The organism is Sphaerisporangium dianthi, assembly GCF_042654065.1.
In the GTDB taxonomy this organism is placed as follows: domain Bacteria; phylum Actinomycetota; class Actinomycetes; order Streptosporangiales; family Streptosporangiaceae; genus Sphaerisporangium; species Sphaerisporangium dianthi.
This window is the reverse complement of record NZ_JBHSFP010000040.1, coordinates 32,384-56,451: the sequence shown is the minus strand read 5'-3', so window position 1 is coordinate 56,451 and position 24,068 is coordinate 32,384. Positions and strand designations below refer to the sequence as shown.

Annotated in this window: 18 protein-coding genes and 1 riboswitch; of the genes, 16 read left to right on the top strand and 2 right to left on the bottom strand. The window is 72.6% G+C overall.

Annotation, left to right across the window (positions count from 1 at the left end):
* Nucleotides 1-132: 132 nt before the first annotated feature.
* From ACFO60_RS35850 to ACFO60_RS35800, 11 genes are all read left to right on the top strand, one after another.
* Nucleotides 133-411, top strand: coding sequence for a hypothetical protein (locus ACFO60_RS35850; RefSeq protein WP_380850131.1), 279 nt, complete (start codon nt 133-135; stop codon nt 409-411).
* A gap of 16 nt (nt 412-427) precedes the next feature.
* Nucleotides 428-2,248 (top strand): glutamine--fructose-6-phosphate transaminase (isomerizing), encoded by a 1,821-nt coding sequence (gene glmS, locus ACFO60_RS35845; protein WP_380850128.1) that lies wholly within the window; start codon nt 428-430, stop codon nt 2,246-2,248.
* Between the two features lie 87 nt (nt 2,249-2,335).
* On the top strand, nt 2,336-3,292 hold the full coding sequence (locus ACFO60_RS35840) for a pirin family protein (protein WP_380850125.1): 957 nt from the start codon (nt 2,336-2,338) through the stop codon (nt 3,290-3,292).
* Between the two features lie 219 nt (nt 3,293-3,511).
* Nucleotides 3,512-4,540: a LacI family DNA-binding transcriptional regulator gene (locus ACFO60_RS35835; protein ID WP_380850117.1), complete on the top strand. Its 1,029-nt coding sequence runs from the start codon at nt 3,512-3,514 to the stop codon at nt 4,538-4,540.
* Nucleotides 4,537-5,901, top strand: a complete 1,365-nt coding sequence (locus ACFO60_RS35830) for an extracellular solute-binding protein (protein WP_380850114.1) — start codon at nt 4,537-4,539, stop codon at nt 5,899-5,901. The genes ACFO60_RS35835 and ACFO60_RS35830 overlap by 4 nt, the downstream gene beginning before the upstream one ends.
* A complete protein-coding gene (locus tag ACFO60_RS35825) occupies nt 5,901-6,887 on the top strand; it encodes a carbohydrate ABC transporter permease (protein ID WP_380850111.1) in 987 nt (328 codons plus the stop codon). The genes ACFO60_RS35830 and ACFO60_RS35825 overlap by 1 nt, the downstream gene beginning before the upstream one ends.
* Before the next feature lie 11 nt (nt 6,888-6,898).
* On the top strand, nt 6,899-7,714 hold the full coding sequence (locus ACFO60_RS35820; protein WP_380850108.1) for a carbohydrate ABC transporter permease: 816 nt from the start codon (nt 6,899-6,901) through the stop codon (nt 7,712-7,714).
* Between the two features lie 36 nt (nt 7,715-7,750).
* Nucleotides 7,751-9,352 (top strand): glucoamylase family protein, encoded by a 1,602-nt coding sequence (locus ACFO60_RS35815; protein ID WP_380850105.1) that lies wholly within the window; start codon nt 7,751-7,753, stop codon nt 9,350-9,352.
* A 44-nt stretch (nt 9,353-9,396) separates the two neighbouring features.
* On the top strand, nt 9,397-11,247 hold the full coding sequence (locus ACFO60_RS35810) for a GH39 family glycosyl hydrolase (protein ID WP_380850102.1): 1,851 nt from the start codon (nt 9,397-9,399) through the stop codon (nt 11,245-11,247).
* A gap of 150 nt (nt 11,248-11,397) precedes the next feature.
* Nucleotides 11,398-12,699, top strand: a complete 1,302-nt coding sequence (locus ACFO60_RS35805) for a sensor histidine kinase (protein WP_380850099.1) — start codon at nt 11,398-11,400, stop codon at nt 12,697-12,699.
* The gene (locus ACFO60_RS35800) at nt 12,696-13,364 is read left to right on the top strand and encodes a response regulator transcription factor (RefSeq protein ID WP_380850096.1); all 669 of its coding nucleotides are present in this window, start codon (nt 12,696-12,698) and stop codon (nt 13,362-13,364) included. The genes ACFO60_RS35805 and ACFO60_RS35800 overlap by 4 nt, the downstream gene beginning before the upstream one ends.
* Before the next feature lie 181 nt (nt 13,365-13,545).
* Here ACFO60_RS35800 and ACFO60_RS35795 read toward each other — a convergent pair whose 3' ends face one another.
* On the bottom strand, nt 13,546-14,706 hold the full coding sequence (locus ACFO60_RS35795; protein ID WP_380850093.1) for a polyprenyl synthetase family protein: 1,161 nt from the start codon (nt 14,704-14,706) through the stop codon (nt 13,546-13,548).
* A gap of 608 nt (nt 14,707-15,314) precedes the next feature.
* On the opposite strand from ACFO60_RS35795, the gene ACFO60_RS35790 reads away from it, so the two are divergent.
* The 5 genes from ACFO60_RS35790 to ACFO60_RS35770 all read left to right on the top strand — a co-directional run bounded on the left by ACFO60_RS35790 (nt 15,315) and on the right by ACFO60_RS35770 (nt 22,286).
* Nucleotides 15,315-16,067, top strand: coding sequence for a DUF998 domain-containing protein (locus ACFO60_RS35790; RefSeq protein WP_380850091.1), 753 nt, complete (start codon nt 15,315-15,317; stop codon nt 16,065-16,067).
* A 157-nt stretch (nt 16,068-16,224) separates the two neighbouring features.
* Nucleotides 16,225-17,187: a tripartite tricarboxylate transporter substrate-binding protein gene (locus ACFO60_RS35785; protein WP_380850088.1), complete on the top strand. Its 963-nt coding sequence runs from the start codon at nt 16,225-16,227 to the stop codon at nt 17,185-17,187.
* A gap of 59 nt (nt 17,188-17,246) precedes the next feature.
* Nucleotides 17,247-17,445, top strand: a riboswitch (cobalamin riboswitch).
* Between the two features lie 122 nt (nt 17,446-17,567).
* A complete protein-coding gene (locus ACFO60_RS35780) occupies nt 17,568-19,910 on the top strand; it encodes a ribonucleoside-diphosphate reductase subunit alpha (RefSeq protein WP_380850085.1) in 2,343 nt (780 codons plus the stop codon).
* Entirely contained in the window at nt 19,910-20,905 is a 996-nt protein-coding gene (locus tag ACFO60_RS35775) for a ribonucleotide-diphosphate reductase subunit beta (RefSeq protein ID WP_380850082.1), read from the top strand. Before ACFO60_RS35780 ends, ACFO60_RS35775 begins: the two co-directional genes overlap by 1 nt.
* A gap of 205 nt (nt 20,906-21,110) precedes the next feature.
* Nucleotides 21,111-22,286: a mechanosensitive ion channel family protein gene (locus ACFO60_RS35770; RefSeq protein ID WP_380850079.1), complete on the top strand. Its 1,176-nt coding sequence runs from the start codon at nt 21,111-21,113 to the stop codon at nt 22,284-22,286.
* Here the strand turns inward: ACFO60_RS35770 and ACFO60_RS35765 are convergent.
* Nucleotides 22,266-23,870: a hypothetical protein gene (locus ACFO60_RS35765; RefSeq protein ID WP_380850077.1), complete on the bottom strand. Its 1,605-nt coding sequence runs from the start codon at nt 23,868-23,870 to the stop codon at nt 22,266-22,268. The genes ACFO60_RS35770 and ACFO60_RS35765 overlap by 21 nt on opposite strands.
* Nucleotides 23,871-24,068 lie beyond the last annotated feature (198 nt).

Here is a 24,068-nt window from a genome sequence, read left to right as displayed (position 1 = left end):
CGGAATCCTGCCTGCACCAGGGGGGCGGCACGACGAGATGGGGCTGGATCAAGGGGGTCAAGTGCGTATCGTTGCCCGAAATCGGGCAAGATTCTTGGCGTGCCGTCGATTTCCTGCGTAAAGTCCTGCCCTGTGTCAACGGCACGGCAGCAGTCCCACGAAGATCTGATCGCGCATCTCATCCGCACCACCTCGCTCGGCCCAGGAGAGGCCGCTCGGGTGGTGGCCGAGGTCGTCGCGTACTTCTCCGAACCGGTCGAGGAGTACGTCCGGCGCCGCCACGGCGAGATGAAGGCGCGGGGGCTCACCAACGAGCAGATCTTCCCCGGCATCGCCGCCGAGCTCTCCTCCCGACCTGTCGCGGCTCCCGAGTTGTCGCTGCGCCAACTGCGTCGCATCGTTTACGGCTAGCGCCAAGGAGATCTATATGTGTGGAATCGTGGCTTATGTCGGGCCGAAGGACGCGGCGCCGATCCTGCTCGAAGGCCTCCAGCGCCTGGAATACCGCGGCTACGACTCGGCCGGTCTGGTGGTCGGCAACAAGGGCCTGAAGATGCGCAAGGTCAAGGGCAGGGTCGCCGACCTGGCTGCGGCCGTGCCCGCGCGGTTCAAGGGCGGTCTCGGCATCGGCCACACCCGCTGGGCCACCCACGGCATGCCCAACGACGTCAACGCCCACCCCCACCTGGACACGGCGCAGCGCATCGCGGTCGTGCACAACGGCATCATCGAGAACGCCGAGGAGCTGCGCGCCAAGCTGACGGCCGACGGAGCGGTCTTCGTCTCCGAGACCGACACCGAGGTGCTCGCCCACCTCATCGCCCGCACCGTCGAGGACACCGACTCCCTGGAGGAGGCGGTCCGCAAGGCGCTCAAGAGCATCGTCGGCACCTACGGCATCGCCGTGCTGGACGCCCAGCGCGCAGGCGAGATCGTGGTGGCGCGCAACGGCAGCCCGATCGTCCTCGGCATCGGCGAGAAGGAGATGTTCGCCGCCTCCGACGTGGCCGCCCTGATCCGCTACACGCGCCAGGTCGTGCACCTGGAGGACGGCGAGCTGGCCGTGCTCAAGGCCGACGGGTTCCGCACCTTCACCATGGACGCCCGCGCCACCTCCAAGGAGCCGCTGACCGTCGACTGGGACGCCGGCCACTACGACACCGGCGGCTTCGAGCACTACCTGCTCAAGGAGATCTCCGACCAGTCCGAGTCGGTGGCCCGCACGCTGAGCGGCCGCCTGGACGGCCGGTTCAACATCGCCCACCTTGGCGGCCTCAACCTCGACGCCCGCGAGACCCGCGCGTTCCGCCGCGTGAAGATCATCGGTTGCGGCTCGGCCTACTACGCCGGCCAGATCGGCGCCCAGCTCATCGAGGAGCTGGCCCGCGTCCCCGCCGACGCCGAGCCGGCCTCGGAGTTCCGCTACCGCAACCCGGTGGTCGAGCACGACACGCTGTACGTCGCGGTGAGCCAGTCGGGGGAGACCTACGACACCCTGGCCGCCGTTCAGGAGCTCAAGCGCAAGGGCGGCCGGGTGCTCGGCGTCGTCAACGCGGTCGGCAGCGCCATCGCCCGCGAGGTGGACGGCGGCGTCTACCTGCACGCCGGGCCCGAGGTCTCGGTCGCCTCCACCAAGGCCTTCACCTCCACCGCCGTGGCGTTCGCGCTCATCGCCCTGCACTTCGGCCGGGTGCACGATCTGTCGCCCGCCGACGGGCGGCGCATCGTCGAGGGCCTGAAGAAGCTGCCCGACCAGATCCAGGAGATCATCAAGCAGAACGAGGCCATCGAGGCGCTGGCCCGCAAGTACGCCCCCCACCCCAGCATGATGTTCGTCGGCCGGGTGCGCGGCTACCCGGTGGCCCGCGAGGGCGCCCAGAAGCTCAAGGAGGTCTCGTACGTGCACGCCGAGGCCTACCCGGCGAGCGAGCTGAAGCACGGGCCGCTGGCCCTCATCGGCCCCGACATGCCGACCGTCGCGATCGTGCCCGACGACGAGCTCCTCGACAAGAACCTCACCACGCTCGGCGAGATCCGCGCCCGCGGCGGCCAGGTGCTGATGATCGGCCACCGCGTCCCCGACGCCAAGCTCGCCGAGGACGTCATCGTGGTGCCGAAGAACGAGGTCGAGCTGGATCCCATCCTGCTCGGCATCCCCCTGCAGCTGTTCGCCTACCACGCCGCGGTCGCCCTGGAACGCGACGTCGACAAGCCGCGCAACCTCGCCAAGAGCGTCACGGTCGAGTAGCCTCCCGCCCCCGCGCGGCGCCCGCCCGACGACGCGGCGCCGTACGGGGCATTCCGGACATCAGGGCATGAGTCGTAGAGTTTCCCGGTGAGCAATCTGGAGCAGGACCCGCGCGAGACCGTGTGCGGAGGCCGGGCCGATGGGGCCGAGGGGCCGGTGCACGAGCTGCTGGCCGGGCGAGAGGTGGTCCTCGGCGGCACGCGGGGCATGAAGGTGGCCCGCACGCTGCCCGGCCGCGAACGCCGGATGGTCGGCGCCTGGTGCTTCCTTGACGACTACGGTCCCGAGCCGGCGACCATGAGCGTCGGCCCTCACCCGCACACCGGCCTGCAGACGGTGACGTGGCTCCTGGAGGGCCAGGTGCTCCACCGCGACAGCCTCGGCAGCGAGCAGCTCATCAGCCCTGGCGGGCTGAACCTCATGACGGCCGGCCGCGGGATCTCGCACGCCGAGGAGTCGGTGGTCGCGGACGCCGTGATCCACGGCGTGCAGCTGTGGGTGGCCCTTCCCGGCGCCTCCCGCCACATCGACCCGGCCTTCGAGCACCACGCGGTCCTTCCGGTGCTGACCACGCCCGGTGTGACGGTGACCGTCATCGCCGGGGAACTCGCCGGTCTGGTCTCGCCGGCGACCGTCCACAGCCCTCTGGTGGGCGCCGAGCTGGCGTTCGACGACCAGGGAAGCATCACCCTCCCGCTGCGCCCGGACTTCGAGTACGCGGTGCTGGCACTGTCCGGCGACATCGACGCGGACGGGGCGCACCTCGCGCCCGGGCCCCTGCTCTACCTCGGTTGCGGCCGCTCCGAGCTCGTCCTCGCCGCCCGCCGGGCCGGCCGCGTGCTGCTGCTCGGCGGCGAGCCCTTCGAGGAGGAGATCGTCATGTGGTGGAACTTCGTCGGCCGCGGCCATGAGGAGATCGAGCGGTTCCGCAAGGAATGGGAGGAGGGCGCCGCCTTCGGCACGGTCCAGGGCACGGCCATCCCGCGCATCCCCGCGCCGCCGCTGCCCAACGCCCGGCTGAAGCCGCGGGGCCGCCGCAGGTGAGGCGTTCGTCCCACTGCGGGGACGTGCGGGAACGCGGACGGTCTCACGCGGCCCGCGCCGGCGAGGCCATCCGCGGCGCGGACATCCGGCCCGTTTTGTTGTGCGGATTTGTTTACCTTCCGGTGACGTGGGCATTGACCGTGGCACTGTAAGCGCTTTCACCTGCTTCCCCCTACTCTCGTCTCGTCGAGTGGAAGCGCTTACACCGTGGGAGGTCTGATGGACGGGCGAGACGCCCCGGCGCCGGCCGGCGTGACGATCTACGAGGTCGCGCAGCGGGCGGGCGTGTCGATCGCCACGGTGTCGCGCGCGTTGCGGGGGACCGGGCCGGTGGCGGACGCCACCCGCGAGAAGGTCATGCGCGCCGTCGAAGAGCTGCGCTTCACGCCGAGCCGGGCGGGCGTGAGCCTCGCGGAGGGACGGCACGCCGCCAACGGCATCGTCTTCCCCAACCTCTCCGGGCCGTACTTCGCCGAGGTGCTCATCGGCTACGAGGAGGTCGCCTCCGAACTCGGCCGGTCGGTCGTCATCCTGTCCACCAAAGGACGCGGGGCCGTCCGCGACCTGGTGCGCGAGCTGGCCGGGAGGGTCGACGGCCTGGCCGTGTTCGGCAGCACCGTGCCCGGCGACGTCGTGGACGAACTGGTCGCCTCGGGCCTGCCCCTGGTGCTCATCTCGCACGCCGGCAGGCCGGGCGCGATGACCCTGCGCAGCGAGAACGCCGCGCCCGCGCGGGCGCTGGCCGCCCATCTGCTCGGCCATGGCCACCGCGCCTTCGCCTTCCTCGGCGCGCCGTACGCGACGGGCGACGACGTGGACGAGCGCTGGCAGGGCGTGCGCGGCGTGCTGGGCGGCGCCGTCGAGCCGGTGGCGACGGCCGAGTACACCGTCGAGGCCGGCTACGAGGCCGCGCTGCGGCTGCTGGGCGGCAGGCGCCGGCCGGAGGCGGTGATCTGCTCCGACGACGAGGTGGCGCTCGGGGCGATCCTGGCCGCAGAGCACCTCGGGCTGCCGGTGCCGCACGAGGTCGCGTTGACGGGATGGGACGACATCATGGCCGCCCGCCACGCCCGGCCCGCGCTGACCACCGTGCGGCAGCCCATGCGCGAGCTCGGAGCGCAGGCCGCCCGCGCGCTGGACCGGCTGATCGCCGGCGGGAGAGCCGAACCGGGCCACCGCACCCTCGACACCGAGCTGATCATCCGCGGCAGTTGCGGGCCGCACCCCCCAGGGAGGTCACTGAGTTGACGGCACACCAGACCACGGCACACCAGACCACGGCACACGCTACGGCGGGGCACGCGACGGCGGCGTACAGGAGGACGGGGGCGCGGGACGCCGGCGCCGCGCGCGGCAGGAAGGCCCTCACCGGGCTGCTGGCCGCCACGCTGCTCGTCGTCCCCGCCTGCGGGCGCGGGACGGGCGGCGCCGCCGAGAAGCCCAAGGATGTGAACACCGCCGCCACGGTGACCGGCTCCCTCGCGGTGTGGGCCATGGGCTCGGAGGGCGAGGCGCTCACCGCGTTCGCCAAGCGGTTCGAGCAGGCCAACCCCGGCGTGAAGGTGACGGTCACGCCCATCGGCTGGGACGTGGCCCACGACAAGATCACCGCGTCGATCGCCGGTCGCGCCACCCCCGACGTCAGCATGATCGGCTCGACCTGGATGGGCGAGCTGGCCAAGACCGGCGCGGTCGACCCCACCCCGGCCAACCTGATCGACAAGTCCGCGTTCTTCCCCAGCGCGTGGGAGACCGTGGAGGTGAACGGCACGGCCTGGGGCGTCCCCTGGTACGTGGAGACCCGGGTCATGTACTACCGCAAGGACCTTGCGGCCAAGGCCGGCCTCACCCCGCCCGCCACATGGGAGGAGACCAAGGCCTTCGCCAAGGGCCTGCAGCGGGCCGGCGCCACGCAGGGCGTGAACCTCAACTACACCGTGGGCTCCTGGCAGGAGATCCTGCCCCTGGTCTGGCAGCAGGGCGGCTCCATCATCGGGGCCGACGGCAGGTGGACCTTCGACACCCCCGAGATGGTCAAGGCCCTGACACAGCAGCAGTCCTACTTCAAGGAGGGCCTGGCCTCCAGCAAGGTCGACCCCGCGTCGTTCCCCGCGAGCTTCTTCAAGGGCAAGGTCGGCGCGTACTTCTCCGGCCCGTGGATGATCGCCGCCATGGAGAAGGACGGAGGTCCCGGCTTCGCGGGCAAGTTCGACGTCGCCCCCTACCCCAAGGGCGGCGCGGGCGGCACGAGCTTCATCGGCGGCAGCGACCTGGTGGTCTTCAAGGAGTCCAAGAACAGGGACGCCGCCTGGAGGTTCGTCCAGTGGCTCAGCGAGCCGGCCACCCAGGCGGCCTGGTTCGAGACGGTCAAGGACCTGCCGAGCGTCCAGGCCGCCTGGCAGCGCCCCGAGCTGACCGCCGACGAGCGCGTCGCCGTGTTCGGCGAGCAGCTCAAGGACGCCAAGACGCCCCCGCCGTTCCCGACGTGGGACCAGATCTCCAAGGTGATCGACCAGCAGGTGGAGAAGGTCGTCCTCGGCAGGTCGACCCCGCGGGACGCGGCCAAGGCCGTCCAGGCGCGGGCCGACGCGGTCGGCACTGGCCTGTGATGGCCGCCCTCCCCTCCGGGCTGGCGCGCGGCGACCGGCGCGGAGCGGACACGCGCGACGGCGAGCGCGCCCTCCCGCGCGCGGGCCGCGGCGGCGGACCGGCGGTGTCCAACCCGCCGAGGAAGACCGCCCACGCCTGGCTGTTCTCCGCGCCGTTCCTCGCGGTGTTCGCCCTGATGTACGCGCTGCCGCTGCTCGCGGGGCTGGCCATGGGCTTCACCGACATGCGCAGCACCGACGTGCGCAACCCGTTCGCGGTGAACTTCGTCGGCTTCGCGAACTTCGAGCGGCTGTTCCAGGACGAGACGATGCGAAGGGCGGCGACCAACACGCTGTTCTTCGTCGTCACCACCACGCCGCTGACCATCGCGATGGGCCTGGGCGCGGCCATCCTGCTGAACTCGGGCGTCACCCGGCTGCGCTCCTTCTTCCGGCTCGGCTACTACCTGCCCTACGTCACGAGCATCATCGGCGTCGCCGTCGCCTGGCGGCTGCTGCTGGACCCGCAGGCCGGTCTGGTCAACAGCCTGCTCAGGTCCGCCGGCGTCGACGGCCCCGCCTGGCTGCTCGACGAGCGGACGGCGCTGCCCGCGCTCGTCGTGATGACGGCGTGGCGCAACTTCGGCTTCGACATGGTCGTCTTCCTCGCCGCGCTGCAGGGCGTGCCGAAGGAGCTGTACGAGGCGGCCGAGGTGGACGGCGCCGGCGCCTTCGCCGCGTTCCGGCGCATCACGCTGCCGATGCTGCGCCCGGTCCTGCTCTTCTGCGGCGTCTACAGCGCCGCCGGGTTCATGCAGTTCCTGGAGGAGCCCCTGGTGATGACCAGGGGAGGGCCGCTCGACTCGACGCTCTCCGCCTCGCTGGCGATCTTCAACCAGTTCGGGGCGGGTGACTACGGCTTCGGCGCGGCGGCGGCGACCGTGCTGTTCACCGTCATCGCCGCGTTCTCGTTCGCCCAGTTCCGCTGGCTACGGCCCGGGAGGTGAGGAGCGTGACCGTGAGGAGAACACGCGTCGCGGCGCTGTACGCCGCGCTCACGATCGGGCTGGTGGCCGTCGCCGGCCCCTTCCTGTGGACGCTGTTCGGCTCGTTCAAGTCCGACGCCGAGCTGCGCCGCGACCCGCCCACCTTCCTGCCCCTCCAGTGGATCACCGACAACTACGCCGCGCTGTTCGAGCGGATGGACGTCGTCAGGGTGACGGCCAACAGCGCCGTCGTCGCGGCCGTCGTGGTCGCCTCCAACCTGCTGTTCTGCTCGATGGTCGCCTACGCGCTCACCAAGCTGCGCTTCTCCGGTGGCCGCGTGGTCTTCGGCCTGGTGCTGCTGCAGATGATGGTGCCGGGCATCGTGCTGCTCATCCCGCAGTTCGTGACGGTGGCGAGCCTGAACCTGGCCGACACCTACGCGGGCATCGTCCTTCCCGGGCTGGTCACCCCGCTCGGGGTGTTCATGATGCGGCAGTTCATGGGCGAGATCCCCGACGAGCTCGTGCACGCGGCCCGCGTGGACGGTGCGGGGGAGTTCCGGATCTTCTTCCGCGTCGTGATGCCGCTGTGCAAGCCGGTGCTCGCGACGCTCGGCCTGATCACCTTCATGACCTCGTGGAACGGCTTCATCTGGCCGGCCGTGGTCGCCCAGCGCAAGGAGATGTACACCCTGCCCGTCGCGCTCGCGAGCCTGTCGGGCCGGGAGACCGTGCACTACGGGCTGCTGCTCGCCGGGGTGATCGTCGTCATCGCGCCGGTCCTGCTGCTGTTCGTCTTCCTCCAGCGCTACTTCGTCCAGGGCGTGGCCACGGCCGGGCTCAGATGACCCCCCACCGAAGCATTCGAGCGATCTGAGGTGCCCATGCGCAAGACAGTCCCCGCTCGCACACTCGCCCTCGCCTGCGCACTCGCCCTGGCCGCCGGGACGGCGCCGGCGGCCGCGGCCACGCCCGCCGCGTCGGCCGTCTCCGTCGCGTCCGCCGTGTCCGCCCCGTCTTCCGTGTCCGCCGTCTCCGTCTCGGCCGGCTCGCGGACGGCGGTGCTCCGGCGGTACGCCGCCGACACCTGGCGGTCCATGACGGCCATGGTGGACCCCGGCACCGGCCTGCCGGCCGACAAGGTGTCCGGCGACCTGTCGGTCCGGGCCAAGGTGACCTCGCCCACCAATGCCGGCACCTACCTGTGGAGCACGCTGTCCGCCCGCGAGCTGGGCCTGGCCGGCCGCCGCCAGGCCGCCGCCCGCGTCGGCCGGGTGCTCGACGCGCTCGGCCGGCTCGACCACGACGCCGCCACCGGGCTGTACTACAACTGGTACGACCCGGCGACGCTTCAGGTGGTGCGCGCCTGGCCCGACACCGGCGACCCCGTGCGGCCCTTCGTGTCCAGCGTGGACAACGCCTGGCTGGCCGTCGCGCTGACGATGGTCCGCGACGCCGTCCCCGAGCAGGCCGCCAAGGCCGGCGCCCTGCTGTCGCGGATGGACTTCACCGCCTTCTACGACCCGGAGGCGAGGCCCGACGCCGGTACCGGGCTGATGACCGGCGGTTACTGGCCGGAGAAGCCGGACGGCTGCTCCCAGGAGACCGACTACGCGCACACCGGCACGACGGTGTACTCCACCTGTCACCGCTACGGCGCCATGTCCGAGACGCGCATCGTCAGCTACGTCGCCATCGCGCTCGGCCAGGTGCCCGCCACCCACTACTTCGGCCTCTGGCGCACCTTCCCCGACACCTGCGACTGGGGCTGGGCCGACCAGAGACCCCAGGGGGCCTGGCGGACGCACCAGGGCATCAAGGTCTTCGAGGGCACCTACGGATACCGCGGCATGCGTTACGTCCCGACCTGGGGCGGGAGCATGTTCGAGGCCCTGATGGCGAACCTGGTCGTCCCCGAGGAACGCTGGGGCGCCCGCAGCTGGGGCCGCAACCACCCCGTCCACGTCGCCGCGCAGATCGAGCACGGCCTGAACGAGGCGAAGTACGGCTACTGGGGTTTCTCGCCGTCCGACGACCCGGCCGGAGGCTACCGCGAGTACGGGGTGGACCCGCTCGGCATGGACACCGACGGCTACACCTCGGACGAGGAGCGCACCTCCACCGACCCGGGGTTCGGCGACTGCCGTCCCGCCAAGCCCGAACCCGGCGACTACGGGGACGGCGTGGTGACGCCGCACGCCTCCTTCCTCGCGCTGCGCTACGCGGGGGACAAGGCGCTGGACAACCTCGCGCGGCTGCGGGCCGGCTTCGACTCCTACGGTCCCGGCGGCTTCTACGACGCGGTGGCGGTGCGCAGCGGCAGGGTCGCCAAGGAGTACCTGGCCCTCGACCAAGGCATGATCATGGGCGCCCTCGGCAACGCCCTCGCGGACGACGCCCTGCGCCGCTACTTCACCAGGGGCGGGGCGGAACGGCGCCTCAAGCCCGTCCTCGGCGTGGAGGAGTGGGACGCGCGGATGCGCTGACCCATCGAAGTCCAGCGAACCACCACCGATCGGGGAGAAGCGATATGACCGACTCCGCCCGCACCGACTGGCGAGAGCGCATCTACCGCGCTTCGGGCGACGCGGGCGCGGTCGCCGGCGTCGCACCCGCGGCGCCGGCCGCACCGCGCGGGCTGCGGGCGTCCGCGGGCGCCGGGCACGTCACACTGGAGTGGGAACCGGTGGAGGGCGCGATCGGCTACGTCGTCCACCGGGGCGACGGCCCGGACGGGCCCTTCGCCGAGACCAAGCCCGCCCACGTGGACGTCGCCGGCGTGCCCGCCACCCGCTACGTCGACACGGCGGCGACGCCGGGCCGCGCCGCCCACTACGTCGTGGCGGCCCTCGGCTCGACCGACGTCCTCGGCGCGTTCTCGGCCCCCGTCGCGGCGGCTTCGCGCGAGGCCGGCGACGTGGAGGGCGACCGGGCGGCCGTCGCCGTCCGCGTCGACGCCGCCCGCGTCACCCGGCCACTGCCCCGGCCCTGGCGGGAGATGATCGGCTCGGAGCACCTGTCGCACCTGCTCAGCACGCAGGAGACCGGCGGGCGTCCCATCGGCGCCGAGCTCACCGAGGCGCTGCGCCTCGCGCACGAGGAACTGGGCGTGCGCGCCGTGCGCGCGCACGCCATCCTCGGCGACGACCTCGGGGTGTACCGCGAGGTGGACGGCGCGCCCGTCCACGACTTCAGCGGCGTCGACCGGGTCTACGACGCCGTGACCGGCCTCGGCCTGCGGCCGGTCGTCGAGCTCGGCTTCATGCCGCGCGACCTGGCCGCCGACCCCGCCAGGACCGTGTTCGACTACCGGGCGATCATCTCGCCGCCCAAGGACTACGACCGCTGGGGCGACCTGGTGCACGACCTGGTGCGCCATCTCGCGGACCGTTACGGGCTGCGCGAGCTGGTCGAGCACTGGTCCTTCGAGGTGTGGAACGAGGCCAACCTGGAGGTGTTCTGGAGCGGCACGCCGCAGGAGTACTTCCGGCTGTACGACGTCACCGCGGCGGCGGTGAAGAGCGTGCACCCCGGCCTGCGCGTGGGCGGCCCGGCCAGCGCCGCCAACGGCTGGGTCGAGGAGCTCATCGCCCACACCGCGCGGTCCGGCGCGGCGCTCGACTTCGTCTCCACCCACACCTACGGCAACGCGCCCCTGGACTGGCGTCCGGTCCTGGCCGGGCACGGCAAGGAGGGCACGCCGATCTGGTGGACCGAGTGGGGCCCGACGCCCACCCACTTCCACGGCGTCGGCGACGGCCCGTTCGGCGCGGCGTTCGTCCTGCACGGGATGCGGTCGGCGGCCGGACGCGTCGAGGCGCTGTCCCACTGGGTGGCCTCGGACCACTTCGAGGAGCTGGGCCGGCCGCCCCGCCTGTTCCACGGCGGCTTCGGCCTGCTCACGGTCGGGAACCTGCGCAAGCCCCGCTACCTCGCCCTGGTCCTGGCCCAGCGGCTCGGCGACCACGAGCTCGCCGTGGAGGTCACCGGCGACGCGGGCGGCGTCGAGACGTGGGCGGCCCGGCACGACGACGGCCGGGTCGGCGTGCTGGTGTGGAACGGCACCCTGGACCACACCAAGGCCGGCGGCGCCCCGCTCCTGGGCCGCGACGTCACCCTCACCCTCACCGGCCTCGCCGACGGCCCGTATGTCCTGACCCACCACCGCATCGACGAGGACCACTCCAACATCGAGGCCGTCTGGACCGCCATGGGCGGCGCCGACTGGCCGTCCCCCGCCCAGTGGCCCGCCCTCCACGCCCACGACACCCTCGACCAACTCCACCCCCCGACCTCCGCCCACCCCGAGAACGGCGCGGTGACCGTGACCTTCGACCTCCCCATGCCCGCCGTCTCCTACATAGAGGCCCACCCCGCCTGACCGCCGCCCGGCGCGAGCCGCTGTTCGCAGCCGGTCGGCGGCGCTCCCCCTTGCGCCCGCGGAGCGTTGGCGTTCAGCGGGCAGAATGGCGATGTGCGGGTGCGGATGGCGGCGGGACCGCTGGTCAGTGGGGCGACTTACCGTCGTGCGGTGCATCTGCTGCTCGGCGGGGTGTTGCTGTTGCCGTATCTGCTGGTGGCGGGGCTGATGGCACAGAACTTCGCCGTGGCCGGCGTGCCGCGCGGGGTGCCGGCGTTCGTGCTGGCCCTGACGGTCGTGGTCGGCGTGGTGCCGCCGTTCCTGCGCGGCACCAGAGCGCTCGAGATCGTCGCCGCGCGTTCCCTGCTGGGAGTCGACCTACCCGACCCGCCCGAGACGGCCGAACAGGGGCGAGCCGCCTGGGAGACCCGGTCACGGGCGGCCCTGTGGTTCGCCGTCCACCTCGCCGTGGGCGGGCTCGTCGGGGCGTTGATCCTCGTCCCCCTGGTCAGCGGGGTGATCTTCGTCGCCCGGTGGGCGGGCATGGCCGGCGGCCCGCTGAACCTGCCGTGGCTCGCGCCGCTGGACCAGCCGGGCACAGGCCTGCTCCTGCTGGTCGGCGTCGCCATGCTGGTGGGCGTCGTGTACGCCGTGGCGGGGCTCGGTGCGCTCGCGGCGGTCATGGCGCCCGTGCTCCTCGGACCCTCGGCGGCCGAGCGCATCGCGGCGCTGGAGGAGCGGGCGGCGAAGCTCGCCGAGCGCAACCGGCTGGCCCGCGAGCTGCACGACTCCATCGGGCACGCGCTCACCGTGACGATGCTGCAGGCCAGTGCCGCGCTCCACCTGCTGGACACCGATCCGGCCTTCGCGCGGCAGGCACTGATCGCGATCGAGGAAACCGGCCGCGCCGCCACCGAGGACCTCGACCGCGTCCTCGGCATGCTGCGCGAGCCGGAGCCGTCGTCGTGGCCGAGGATGGCGGATCTGGACGGGTTGCTCGCCCAATCGCGGGGAATCGGTGTGCAGGTCGGCACCCGGTTCGAAGGCTCGCTGGCGGACCTGCCCGAACCGGTGTCGCGGGAGGGGTACCGCATCGTCCAGGAATGTCTCACCAACGTGCTCCGGCACGCGGGCCCGGTCCCCGTCGCGCTGAACGTCGCTGCCGACGGCCGCACGCTGGCGATCGAGGTGGCCAATCCCGTCACCGGGCGGCGCTCCCGGGAGACCGGCGGCAGGGGGCTCGCGGGCATCCGCGAGCGCGTCACCCTCCTCGGCGGCACGATGACGGCGGGCCGGGAGTCCGGCCACTGGCGCGTCTCGGTCCGGCTCCCGGCGGTGGCGGGTCGGAAGGCGGGACGCCGGCCGGTGAGCGCGGAGGGGCAGGGGACGGGGCGTCGGCCGGTGGGTGGGAATCCGGGGCGTTCGGGTGCGGGGGAGGCCGGGGCGGTGTCAGAGGAGGGCTCGGGAGCGTGACGATCCGCGTGGGCGTCGTCGACGACGAGGAGCTGATCCGGGTCGGGCTGCGGGTGATCATCGGAGCGCAGCCCGACCTCGAGGTGGTGGGCGAGGCCGCCGACGGGACCGAGGTGATGGCGATGGTGGCCCGCACCCGGCCGGATGTGCTGCTGATGGACGTGCGCATGCCCGCCATCGACGGCATCGAGGCCACCCGGCGGCTGCTCGCGGCGTCGGGCACGCCGCCGCGCGTCCTGGTCATCACCACCTTCGAGAACGATGACCACGTGTACGACGCCCTGCGGGCCGGCGCCAGCGGGTTCGTACTCAAGCGCACCCGCCCGGCGGAGGTGGTGGAGGCGATCCGGCTGGTCGTGCGCGGGGAGTCGCTGGTGTTCCCGGCGGCGATCCGCCGCCTGGCCGGCGCGCGCGGTGGCGGCGCCTCGGCGGGCCCGGCCGCCGAGCGGCTCCGGCGGGCCCGGCTCACCGAGCGTGAGGAGGAGGTCCTGCGCCTGATGGCCACGGGCCTGTCCAACGCCGAGATCGCCGCCCGGCTGGTCGTCGGGGGCGAGACGGTCAAGACCCACGTCGGCAACGTGCTGGCCAAACTCGGAGCCCGCGACCGCACCCAGGCGGTCATCGCCGCCTACGAGTCCGGCTTCGTCGCCCCATCGGCGATGTGACGGCTCCGGGCGTGCCGGACCGGTGAACGGCGACGCCGGGTGTCCCTCCCCGGCAGGTGAAGAGCTGGGATGGCGCCGGCCGCGCCGGGGAGGGAGGCCTCAGAGGGCTTCAGAGGGCCACGGCGGGTTCGGTGTCACGAGGCCGGGACGGGGGTCCCAGGACGTGCCAGGGGGAGTGGTGTCAGGGGGATGGGGGAGTGGCGCGGGAGACGACGTGGTCGCAGAGGTCGCGAAGGGCGTCGCGGGCGGGGTCCGGTGGCAGCGACAGCAGTGCCCGGCGGGCGTCGTCGGCGTGGCGCCGGGCCTCCGCGTGCGCCTCCGCGAAGCCGGGCGAGCGCCGCAGTAGTTCGGCGACCTCGGCGACGCTCCCGGCGCCGGTGCGCCGCCCGGAGGCGAGCATCCTGCGCAGCCGCGCCGAGTCGCGCGCGTCGCGCCGCCGCCACGACGCGGAACGCTCCGGCCCGCCGCCCTGCACCTCGCGGGGGCCGTCGCCGGCCTCCGTCCCGGAGGCTCGGCGGCCGTTCTCCTCCGTCCTGGAGGTTCGGCCGCCGGGTTGCCGTGTCGTGGAGGTGCGGCCGGGCCCGCGGGCGCGACGGGGGGCGAGGGCGCGCAGGAGGGGCAGGGTCGCCACGCCCTGTCGGAGGTCGGCGTTGGACGGTTTGCCCGCCCGCGCCGTCGGCTCGGACAGATCCAGCAGGTCGTCGGACAGCTGGAACGCGATGCCCAGCGCCTCCCCGTAGGCTTCGAGCGCGTCGACCGCCTCGTCGGGCGCTCCGGACGCGCGCGCTCCGAGCCCGGCGGCGAGCGCGAACAGGGCGGCCGTCTTGTCGGCGATCACGCCCATGTAGTACCGCTCGGGATCGTCGCGGCGGCCGGCCCCGGCCGTCTCGTGGAGCTGGCCGGTGACCAGCCGGGTCAGCATGCGGGCCTGTGTCTCCAGGGCCGCGGCGCCGAGCGGCGCGGCGAGTTCGCCCGCCTTGGCCACCAGGTAGTCGCCGGCCAGGATGGCCACGCGGTTGCCCCACCGCGCGTTGACGCTGGGCACGCCGCGGCGGATGGGAGCCTCGTCCATGACGTCGTCGTGGTAGAGCGACGCCACGTGCATGAGCTCCACGGCCGCCGCCGCGCGCGGCACATGGGGATGGCCGGGGTCGCCGAACCGTCCGGCCAGCAGCGCGATCGTCGGGCGCAGGCGCTTGCCGCCGGCGTCAAGCAGGTGCGTGGCCACAGTGGTGAGGAACGGGTCGCGTGGATTGTGCAGCGTGGAGCGCAGCAACTCGTCGACGCCGGCGAGTGATCGGCGGGTCCACGCGGCGAGCGCGTCGTCGGAGATGACCGGCATGTCCGCTCGGCCCTTACGTCCGCAGGCGCGGCACGTCGTCCGTCGCCGCAGGTGGTAGCCGTATGGCGCTGGACGGGATGGCCGATGCGGGGGACAAGGTGGCTCCTTCGGGTGGGACGTGGGGTGCGCGGATCGCGCGTTTCCACGTTCCACCGGACCGCCGGGCCACCGACTCCCCCTGGGACGGGAACCTCATCCCCCGCACGGGGGATCGTGACGAGCGGGCGCGACCTTGGCGTCTCGTATGCAGGACGGTGAATTGAGCATTTCGTGGTATATCGGGAGAAAACGGCGTAAAGGATGACCTCGCGCCTCGTCGGAAGGCGAGTGACACGGCACATGATTCTTCGCTGAACCGGGCTCGGTTCGATGGGGCGCAGGTGGCGGCGAGTTCGAAACCATGTGGTGGCGCTCATGGTGGAAACGCGGGTGAATCCCCAGCGTGACGCCATGACATGGACGACCCTTATCCCGCGTCCCGATTTCAGGAGCCTGCCGCGGTAACGAAATGGGAAACCGCGAAGATCGCGCAATATCGAGGCTGGCGCGTCGACCGTATTGGCCGTACGTTGCAATTCCGGGTAAGGCGGACGATTGGAGCGGATGGGATGGCTCTTGACGAGTCCGGTGCGGGTGCGCGGCGTGCCGGTGGGGCGGTGCGGCGGGGGCTTGTGGCGTTCGGAGTGGCCGGGCCGCCACTGTTCGTGGCGGTGTTCCTGCTGGAGGGGTCGGTGCCGGGGATCCGTCCCGCGGGCTACAGCGCGCTGCGGCATCCGGTGAGCTCGCTGGCGATCGGCGAGCTGGGGTGGATCCAGGTGGCGAACTTCCTCATGGTGGGGTTGTCGTTGCTGGTGTTCGCGTTCGCGCTGCGGCCGGCCATGCGGCTTTACGCGGGCGGCATATGGGTGCCGCTGCTGGTCGCGCTGGTCGGGGTGGGTCTGGTGGGTTCGGCTCTGTTCGTCACCGATCCGTGGAGCGGGTATCCGCCGGGGAGCCCGCCGGTGCCGGAGGGGGCGGCCGGCACGGTTCATGGGATGGTGCACGGTCTGTTCGGGACTCTGGTGTTCCTGGGGTTGCCGGTGGCGGCTCTGGTGGCCTGTTACCGGTTCGCCAGGTCGGGGCATCGGTGGTTCGCCGTTTACAGCGCGGTGTCGGCGGTGGTGTTCCTGGTGGGGTTCGCGCTGGCGTCGCAGGCGTTCGCGCAGGCTCCAGGCCTGGTGGCGATGGGCGGGCTTCTGCAGCGTCTGACGCTGGTGGTGGGGATGGCCTGGCTGACCGCGCTGGCGCTGCGGGTGCTGCGTGACTCCGGGGGCGGCACGGTGCGTGACTCCGAGGGCGGCGTGGTGCGGGCCGCCGGCTGAGGCGGTGGTCCGGTGATCCGGGATCGTGTCCCTGACCTCGGGGAGATCGCGATGGGCGTCGCCGCGCCGGTCGGCGGGGCGTGCGGGGCGGGAGGGCCGGTGTGGGGAGAAGGTGAAGCGGGCATTTAGTTGTATATCGGGGGAAAGGGCGTGAAGTATGCGTCGTCGGCAGGTGCTCGCGCTCGGTGCCGGGCTCGTGGCGCTGGCGGCGGGATGCTCCGACCCCCCAGGTTCGCGCAAGCTCGCCTCGGTGACGCTGCCGGTCGTGGTGCCCGGCCCGTCCGGCGGTGAGGCCGGCCGCGTGGCCCAGGCCCTCAAGGGCATCGCCGAACGGGCGGCCCTCGTCGGTGAGTTGCGCCTGGTGAACCGGCCCTCCTACGTCGCGCTGACGGAGTTCGGGCGCGTGCGGCGCGTGCGCCATGTGCTGATGGCCGAGCCCGAACTGGTCGGCACCGTCCGGGCGGCGCGGCAGGCGGGCGCCTTCGCGGGCACCACGCCGCTGGCCCGGCTCTGCGGGGAGTGGGAGGCGCTGGTGGTGCGGGCCGGCTCTCCGCTCAGGTCCTTCGGCGCGTTCGCGGACACGATGCGCCGCGACCCGGCCAAGCTGACGCTGGGCGGCCGGGCCGAGGGCGGGGTGGACCACGTGCTGTTCGGCATGCTGGCGCAGAGCCTCGGCGTGGACCCGCGCCTGCTGCGGTACGTCGCCTACCCCACCACCCAGGAGGCCGCGGCCGCGCTCGCCGGCGGGGAGGTGGCGGTGGTCCTCGCCGGTCACAACGGCGTGCGTGAAGCCCTGCGCACAGGCGGGCTGCGCGCGCTCGCCGTCTCGTCGCCCGACCGCATCGCCGGGGTGGACGCGCCGACGATGCTGGAGTGCGACACGCACCTGTACTGCGCGAACTGGCGCGGGCTGCTCGGGCCCGGCGACCTGCCCGACGACGACCGGGCCGCGCTGATCGGCATGTGCCACGACGTCGCCGGCTCGCCGCGGTGGAGGGAGCTGTGCGCGCGCAACGGCTGGACGCCGCTGTATCTGGAAGGGGAGGACTTCCGGCAGTGGCTCCGCGTCGAGACCGCTCGCCTGGGCCGCGCACTAGGGGAACTGGGCCTGCGCGTGTGAGCAGGACGGGTCGGGCTACACAACTTGTGGGGGTGGTTGCGCTCAGGGCCACTAGATGTAGGATCCTGCTCGTCGCTGGTTCGCCCTTCGGGGCGAGGCAAGAGGGAACCCGGTGCGATTCCGGGGCTGCCCCGCAGCGGTGAGCGGGAACGAAAGCCGTCATGTGAGCACTGGGCCGCACAGCCTGGGAAGCGACGGCCGGTAGGCACGAGTGAGGCGCCCGCGAGCCCGAAAACCTGCCGGTGACGCTGTAGTCGTCCAGGGCCTCGAGGGTGGGCCGCGTGACGGGGTCATCCGGCGTGCCCGCACATCGCTGCTCTCCGGTCGTGCTCCGACGCGTGCCCTCGTACGGGGGATTCGAGCGCACGAGGAGAGACCACGTGACCGTGACACGCGACATGCCGCCGCCCCGATCGCCCCATTCGCCGGAGGAACCGGGCGAGCGGGACGAGCGGGAGGGCGGGGGCGTACGGCGGACGGCGGACAGGCGGCTGGCCATCGAGGAGGCGGCCGCGCGCGTCATCGCCGATCCGGCCAACTCCCGCGTCGCGGCCCGCCTGCTGGCCGAGGAGGTCGCCGAGGAGGCCGCCGCGCACGGGGTGCGGTCGTTCTCCGAGTCGGTCGCCGCCACGCACGAGGCAGGGCTGGTGCAGGACGCCCTCGCGGAGTTCGTGCGCGCCAACGCCGCCGAGCTCGACGCGCTCGTCGACCCCGAGGGGGACGCCCGGTTCGAGTACTTCGGGCTGCGCACCGTCTACGACCGCTACCTGCTGCGCCACCCGGTCACCCGGGGGGTGCTGGAGGCGCCGCAGCACTTCTTCCTGCGCGTGGCGTGCGGGCTCGCCGAGAGCGTCGCCGAGGCGGGCGAGCTGTACCGGCTGATGTCGACGCTGTCGTACCTGCCGAGCTCGCCGACGCTGTTCAACTCCGGGGCGCGCCGCCCGCAGCTGTCGTCCTGCTTCCTGCTCGACTCGCCGCGCGACGAGCTGGAGGCCATCTACGAGCGGTACGGCCAGGTGGCGAGGCTGTCGAAGTACGCGGGCGGCATCGGCGTCTCCTGGACCCGCGTCCGCTCGCGCGGCTCGCTGATCCGGGGCACCAACGGCCACTCCAACGGCATCGTGCCGTGGCTGCGGACGCTGGACGCGAGCGTCGCGGCGGTCAACCAGGGCGGCCGGCGCAAGGGCGCGGCCTGCGTGTACCTGGAGACGTGGCACGCCGACGTGGAGGAGTTCCTGGAGCTGCGCGACAACACCGGCGAGGACGCCCGCCGCACCCACAACCTGAACCTGGCCAACTGGGTCCCTGACGAGTTCATGCGCCGCGTCGAGGCCGACGAGACGTGGTCGCTGTTCGACCCCAAGGAGGTCCCCGAGCTGACCGACCTGTGGGGCGAGGAGTTCGACCGCGCCTACCGGGCGGCCGAGGCCGCCGGCCGGTACGTCAGGCGGCTGCCCGCCAGGACGCTGTACGGCCGCATGATGCGCACGCTCGCCCAGACGGGCAACGGCTGGATGACGTTCAAGGACGCATCCAACCGCGCCTCCAACCAGACGGCGCGGCCGGAGAACGTCATCCACCTGTCCAACCTGTGCACCGAGATCCTGGAGGTGACCAGCGACGCCGAGACCGCCGTGTGCAACCTCGGCTCGGTCAACCTGGCGGCGCACCTGGTGGACGGCGAGCTCGACTGGGCGCGGCTGCGGGCCACGGTGGCGACGGCCGTCCGCTTCCTGGACAGGTCCATCGACCGCGGCTTCTACCCGACGCCCGAGGCGGAGGCCGCCAACAAGCGCTGGCGGCCGATCGGCCTCGGCGTGATGGGACTGGCGGACGTGTTCTTCGCGGCGCGGCTGCCGTTCGACTCGCCCGAGGCGCTGGCGCTGTCCACACGCGCCGCCGAGGAGATGGCGCTGGCCGCGTACGGCGCCTCGGCCGCCCTCGCCGCCGAGCACGGCGCGCACCCGTCCTACGCCGACACGCGGGCCGCCGGGGGAGTGCTGCACCTGGACCACTTCCCCAAGGCCGCTCCGGCGTACCCGCGCGAGTGGGCTGAGCTGCGCGCGACCATCGCCGAGACCGGCCTGCGCAACTCGCTGCTGCTGGCCGTCGCCCCCACCGCGACCATCGCCTCGATCGCCGGCTGCTACGAGTGCGTCGAGCCGCAGGTGTCCAACGTGTTCAAACGCGAGACCCTTTCGGGTGAGTTTCTGCAGGTGAACCGCTATCTGGTGCGTGATCTGCAGGAGCGCGGGCTGTGGACCGCGAAGGTCAGGGACGCGATCAAGCGCGCCGACGGGTCGGTGCAGGAGATCGAGGAGATCCCCGGGGAACTCAGAGGGCTGTACCGCACGGCCTGGGAGCTGCCGCAGAAGGCGCTGATCGACCTGGCCGCCGCGCGCCAGCCGTACATCGACCAGTCGCAGTCGCTGAACCTGTTCATGGCGTCCCCCACCATCGGCAAGCTCTCCTCGATGTACGCCTATGCCTGGCGGGCCGGGCTGAAGACGACCTACTATCTGCGCTCGCGCCCGGCCACCCGGATCGCGCAGGCCACCGTGGCCGCCCAGGAGCCAGCCTCGGGCTCGCAGACCGGCGGCCCGGCCCCCGCTCCGGGATCCCTACCCGCGTCCGGGGCCGTTCACCTGCCCGCGGCGCTCCCCGACCAGGACGCCGTCGCCTGCTCCCTTGAGAACCCCGAGATCTGCGAGGCCTGCCAGTGATGCTGCTCGACCCTGGAATGGACCTGACCCTGCGCCCGATGCGGTACCCGGAGTTCTACGAGCGCTACCGGGCCGCCATCCGCAACACCTGGACGGTCGAGGAGGTGGACCTGCAGTCCGACCTGGCCGACCTGGCCGGGCTGAGCGCGGGCGAGCGGCATCTGATCAACCGGCTCGTTGCGTTCTTCGCGACGGGCGACTCGATCGTGGCCAACAACCTGGTGCTCAACCTCTACCAGCACCTGAACGCCCCCGAGGCGCGGCTGTACCTGTCGCGGCAGCTGTTCGAGGAGGCGGTGCACGTCCAGTTCTACCTGACGCTGCTGGACACCTACCTGCCCGACCACGACGAGCGCGCCAAGGCGTTCGCCGCCGTGGAGCACATCCCGTCCATCCGGGACAAGGCCGAGTTCTGCTTCCGCTGGATCGACTCGGTCGACGCGCTCCAGCGCCTGTCGACCGAGCGGGACAGGCGAGCGTTCCTGCTCAACCTGATCTGCTTCGCGGCCTGCATCGAGGGCCTGTTCTTCTACGGCGCCTTCGCCTACGTTTACTGGCTGCGCTCGCGGGGCCTGCTCGGCGGGCTGGCCACCGGGACCAACTGGGTGTTCCGCGACGAGTCCATGCACATGGAGTTCGCCTTCTCGGTGGTGGACACGGTGCGCGCCGAGGAGCCGGACCTGTTCGACGACGACCTGGGCGTCCAGGTGACCCGGATGATCGAGGAGGCGGTGGCCGCCGAGCTGGCCTTCGCCCGCGACCTGTGCGGCGAGGGACTGCCCGGAATGAGCGCCGACCAGATGCGGGCGTACCTGGAGTACGTCGCGGACCGCCGGCTGGCGCGGCTGGGCCTGCCCGAGCGGTACGGCACGGCCAACCCGTTCGCGTTCATGGAGTTCCAGGACGTGCAGGAGCTGGCCAACTTCTTCGAGCGCCGCGTGTCGGCCTACCAGGTGGCGGTGGAGGGCACCGTGAGCCTCGACGAGGCCTTCTGAGCCCGGCCCGTCCGGCGCCGCATCCCGGCCTCAGGGAGCCCCTGTGAGGTAAATCACCCAGTTGTTGGTGGTTTTCAGGTCAATGTCTGGTTAAGGATCGCGGAGCCGGTTCCGGGCCCCCGGTGAAAGCCGAGGGCGCCCGGAACCGGCCCGCCGGCGTCCGGGCCGGTGCGAGACGGGGGAAGTGGAAGAGGGGATGCCGCCCGTGTCATCGGCAGTCAACTGGATCGTCCTCGCGGTCGCCGTCCTCGCGGCCGTCGTCGCCGTCGAACTGCTCCGCCGCGTGCTGAGGTCGCGGCGGGTCAACGGCCGCTTCTCGCTGGCGGGGCCGATCGTCGAGCGGTGCACGTGGCCGGGGTTCGCGACCGCGGCCGTGGTCGCGTTCAACACGGGGTACGCGCCCGGCATGTCCGGCAGGTCGGTCGACTTCGCGGTGCGGCAGACCATCACCGTGTTGCTGATCGCCTGCGTCGCGTGGCTGGTCATCCAGGCCGCGTACGCGGTGACCGACGTGGTGCTGGCCAGGCTCAACGGTGTCGAGGGCGTGGGCAACCGCCGGGCCCGCCGCATGCGCACCCAGATCACGCTGGTGCGCCGGGTGGCGGCCGCCGTCATCATCGTGGTCTCCGCGGGGGCCATGCTGTTCAGCTTCCCCGCGGTACGGGCGCTCGGCGCGGGTCTGCTGGCCTCCGCGGGCATCGCCGGCGTGGTGGCCGGCATCGCCGCCCAGTCCACGCTGAGCAATCTGATCGCCGGGCTGCAACTCGCCTTCAGCGACGCCATCAGGCTCGACGACGCGGTGGTCGTCGACGGGGAATGGGGCCGTATCGAGGAGCTGACCCTGACCTACGTCGTCGTGCGGCTGTGGGACGAGCGCCGGCTGATCCTGCCGGTGTCGTACTTCACCACGACGCCGTTCGAGAACTGGACCCGCTACGAGAGCCGCGTCGTCGGGCACGTCATGTTCTACGTCGACTGGACGGTGCCGGTGGAGGAGCTGCGGGCGGAGCTGTACCGGCGCCTGCGCGAGCACCCCCTGTGGGACCAGAAGGACTGGACCATCCAGGTCACCGACGTGCGGTCCAACGGCCTGGTGGAACTGCGCGCGCTCATGAGCGCCTCCGACGCGCCGAGCGTGTGGGACCTCAAGTGCGACATCCGCGAGCACCTCGTCGCCTACATCCGCGAGCACCACCCCCACGCCCTTCCGCGCCTGCGCGTCGAGGACGCTCCGGGCACCGCGCCCGTCCCTGGGTCCCCGGCGGCGCCGGAGGCCTCCGCGGCGCGCGAAGCCCTCGGCGCGGCGCGAGGCCCCAGGGAGCCCGAGACCTCCGGAGCGCCCGGCCTCCGCGAGCCGCGCTCAGGGGGTGGACGGGCGTAGCAGGCGGGTGCCGCCGGCGATCAGCGCCGTGGCCAGGATCCAGCCCGAGGCGATCAGGACGTTGGCCAGCCACTGTGTCCAGCCCACCGGCTCCCACGCGCCGCGCAGCTCGAAGACGCTCACCGGCACCAGCAGGTCGAGGGTGTAGGGGAAGGGGTGGAAGACGCGCCGCTCGTCCAGGCCGACCTGCGACGGCGGATGGGTGGCGAAGACCGCGGTGCCGGCGGCGAGCAGGACCGCGAACCACACCCCGGCCAGCCACGGCCGGTACCCGTACCCGACGATCAGGTCCAGCAGCAGCCCCGCCAGGCGGCCGGCCAGGCCAGTCGTCGCGCGGCGCGCGCGTTGCTTGGCGAGCAGCACCCGGCGGGCCTCCTGCTCGTGGCCGATCCTGCGGTACCACGCGGCCAGGTGCTCGTAGGGCTGTGGCCGGTAGCCGCCCGGGTCGCGGCCCACCCAGGAGAGCCGGTCGGCCAGCCGGGCGTCGCCGCGCAGCGACTCGTAGGCGAAACCGTTCAGGTGCACGTGCCCCGGGTAGGCGCTCGGGTGGTCGAGCAGGACGCCGACCCGCGAGTAGCCGAGGTTGACCTCCCCCTGGACCGAGGCCGGGGTCAGGATCAGCTCGTCCACCTGCATGTGGCTCAGGTGCAGCGCGCGGCCTTCGGCGCTCAGCGTGGCCTGGTCGAACGACAGCACCCCCGTGACCCGTGCGCCGCGCAGCCGCACGGTGCCCTCGGCGGTGAAGCCCGCGCTGCACTCCACGCTCGTGGCCTGCAGGTGGTCGGCGTAGACGGAGTGGGCGCCCGTGCCCTTGATCACGGCGCGCTGGAGGTACAGGCCGCTGTTGAAACGGGCGCCGATCAGCCGCAGGCCGCCGACCGTCTGGACATCGCGGCAGAACGCGCCGCCGTCGACGGTCAGCCCGCCGGCCCACAGTGCCCAGTGGTTCTGGTCCCAGCCCCGCTCCTGCCTCTCGGCCTCGGCGAACGGCCTGCGGGCGTCCTCCATGTAGCTCTCGGAGGCCTTGTGGTTGTCGGAGCCCGGCCGGCCCCCCGGCCCCGGCTCGGCCATGCCCGGCGCCATCAGCCGCGCCCGCGCCAGTCTGAGCTGGCCGGTGACGTGGGCGTTGTCCAGCCGCACGCCGGAGTGGACGGTGCAGGAGTCCAGCTCGAACAGGCCGTCCACCGTGGCGCGCGCCGCGCGGATGCGGTGGATGTCGCAGCCGCGGAAGCGCATTCCCTTGGTGGTGGCGTCGGTCAGGGACACCGTGCCCGGCAGATGGCAGTTCAGCAGGTGCAGCTTGCTGGTGATCGTCGCGTCGGACAGGTCGAGCATCCCGGTGATGCGGGCCCCCGCGAGCCGCAGCCCGGCGACCTGACCGGGCTTGGCGGGGCGGGCGCCGAGCAGCAGCGCGGTCACCAGTTCCGCCCGCACGGTGCGCTCGGGCCCCCACGCGGCGCCCTCGGCAGGGTCGTCGCGGGCTGCGTCGCCGATGCGCAGGTCGACCCAGGCCCCGGAGGGATAGGCGTCCCATACCTGGCGCTCCGCCGCGGTCAGCCGCCAGAGCGGTCGTGATCTCAACACGCGGGGACTGTAGCGCGCCGGAGCCCCCGAATCGCGGCAGATAAGGCAGATCGCTCCCCAAGCGACGAACCGGCCGCTGGGCGAGACCCGGTCGGACGGGCGCGGCGTGCGATGGCAGCGCGGCGGTGCGATGGCGTGATGGCGCGATGACGGCGCGCCCGCGCGGCGGCCGGACGATGCGACGGCGCGGCCGCGTGA

What these genes read in the sequence shown, in the direction of transcription:
- glmS (WP_380850128.1), top strand. Translation starts at nt 428, where the DNA reads ATGTGTGGAATCGTGGCTTATGTCGGGCCGAAGGACGCGGCGCCGATC.
- ACFO60_RS35835 (WP_380850117.1), top strand. Translation starts at nt 3,512, where the DNA reads ATGGACGGGCGAGACGCCCCGGCGCCGGCCGGCGTGACGATCTACGAG.
- ACFO60_RS35825 (WP_380850111.1), top strand. Translation starts at nt 5,901, where the DNA reads ATGGCCGCCCTCCCCTCCGGGCTGGCGCGCGGCGACCGGCGCGGAGCG.
- ACFO60_RS35815 (WP_380850105.1), top strand. Translation starts at nt 7,751, where the DNA reads ATGCGCAAGACAGTCCCCGCTCGCACACTCGCCCTCGCCTGCGCACTC.
- ACFO60_RS35810 (WP_380850102.1), top strand. Translation starts at nt 9,397, where the DNA reads ATGACCGACTCCGCCCGCACCGACTGGCGAGAGCGCATCTACCGCGCT.
- ACFO60_RS35795 (WP_380850093.1), bottom strand. Translation starts at nt 14,706, where the DNA reads ATGCCGGTCATCTCCGACGACGCGCTCGCCGCGTGGACCCGCCGATCA.
- ACFO60_RS35790 (WP_380850091.1), top strand. Translation starts at nt 15,315, where the DNA reads ATGGCTCTTGACGAGTCCGGTGCGGGTGCGCGGCGTGCCGGTGGGGCG.
- ACFO60_RS35785 (WP_380850088.1), top strand. Translation starts at nt 16,225, where the DNA reads ATGCGTCGTCGGCAGGTGCTCGCGCTCGGTGCCGGGCTCGTGGCGCTG.
- ACFO60_RS35775 (WP_380850082.1), top strand. Translation starts at nt 19,910, where the DNA reads ATGCTGCTCGACCCTGGAATGGACCTGACCCTGCGCCCGATGCGGTAC.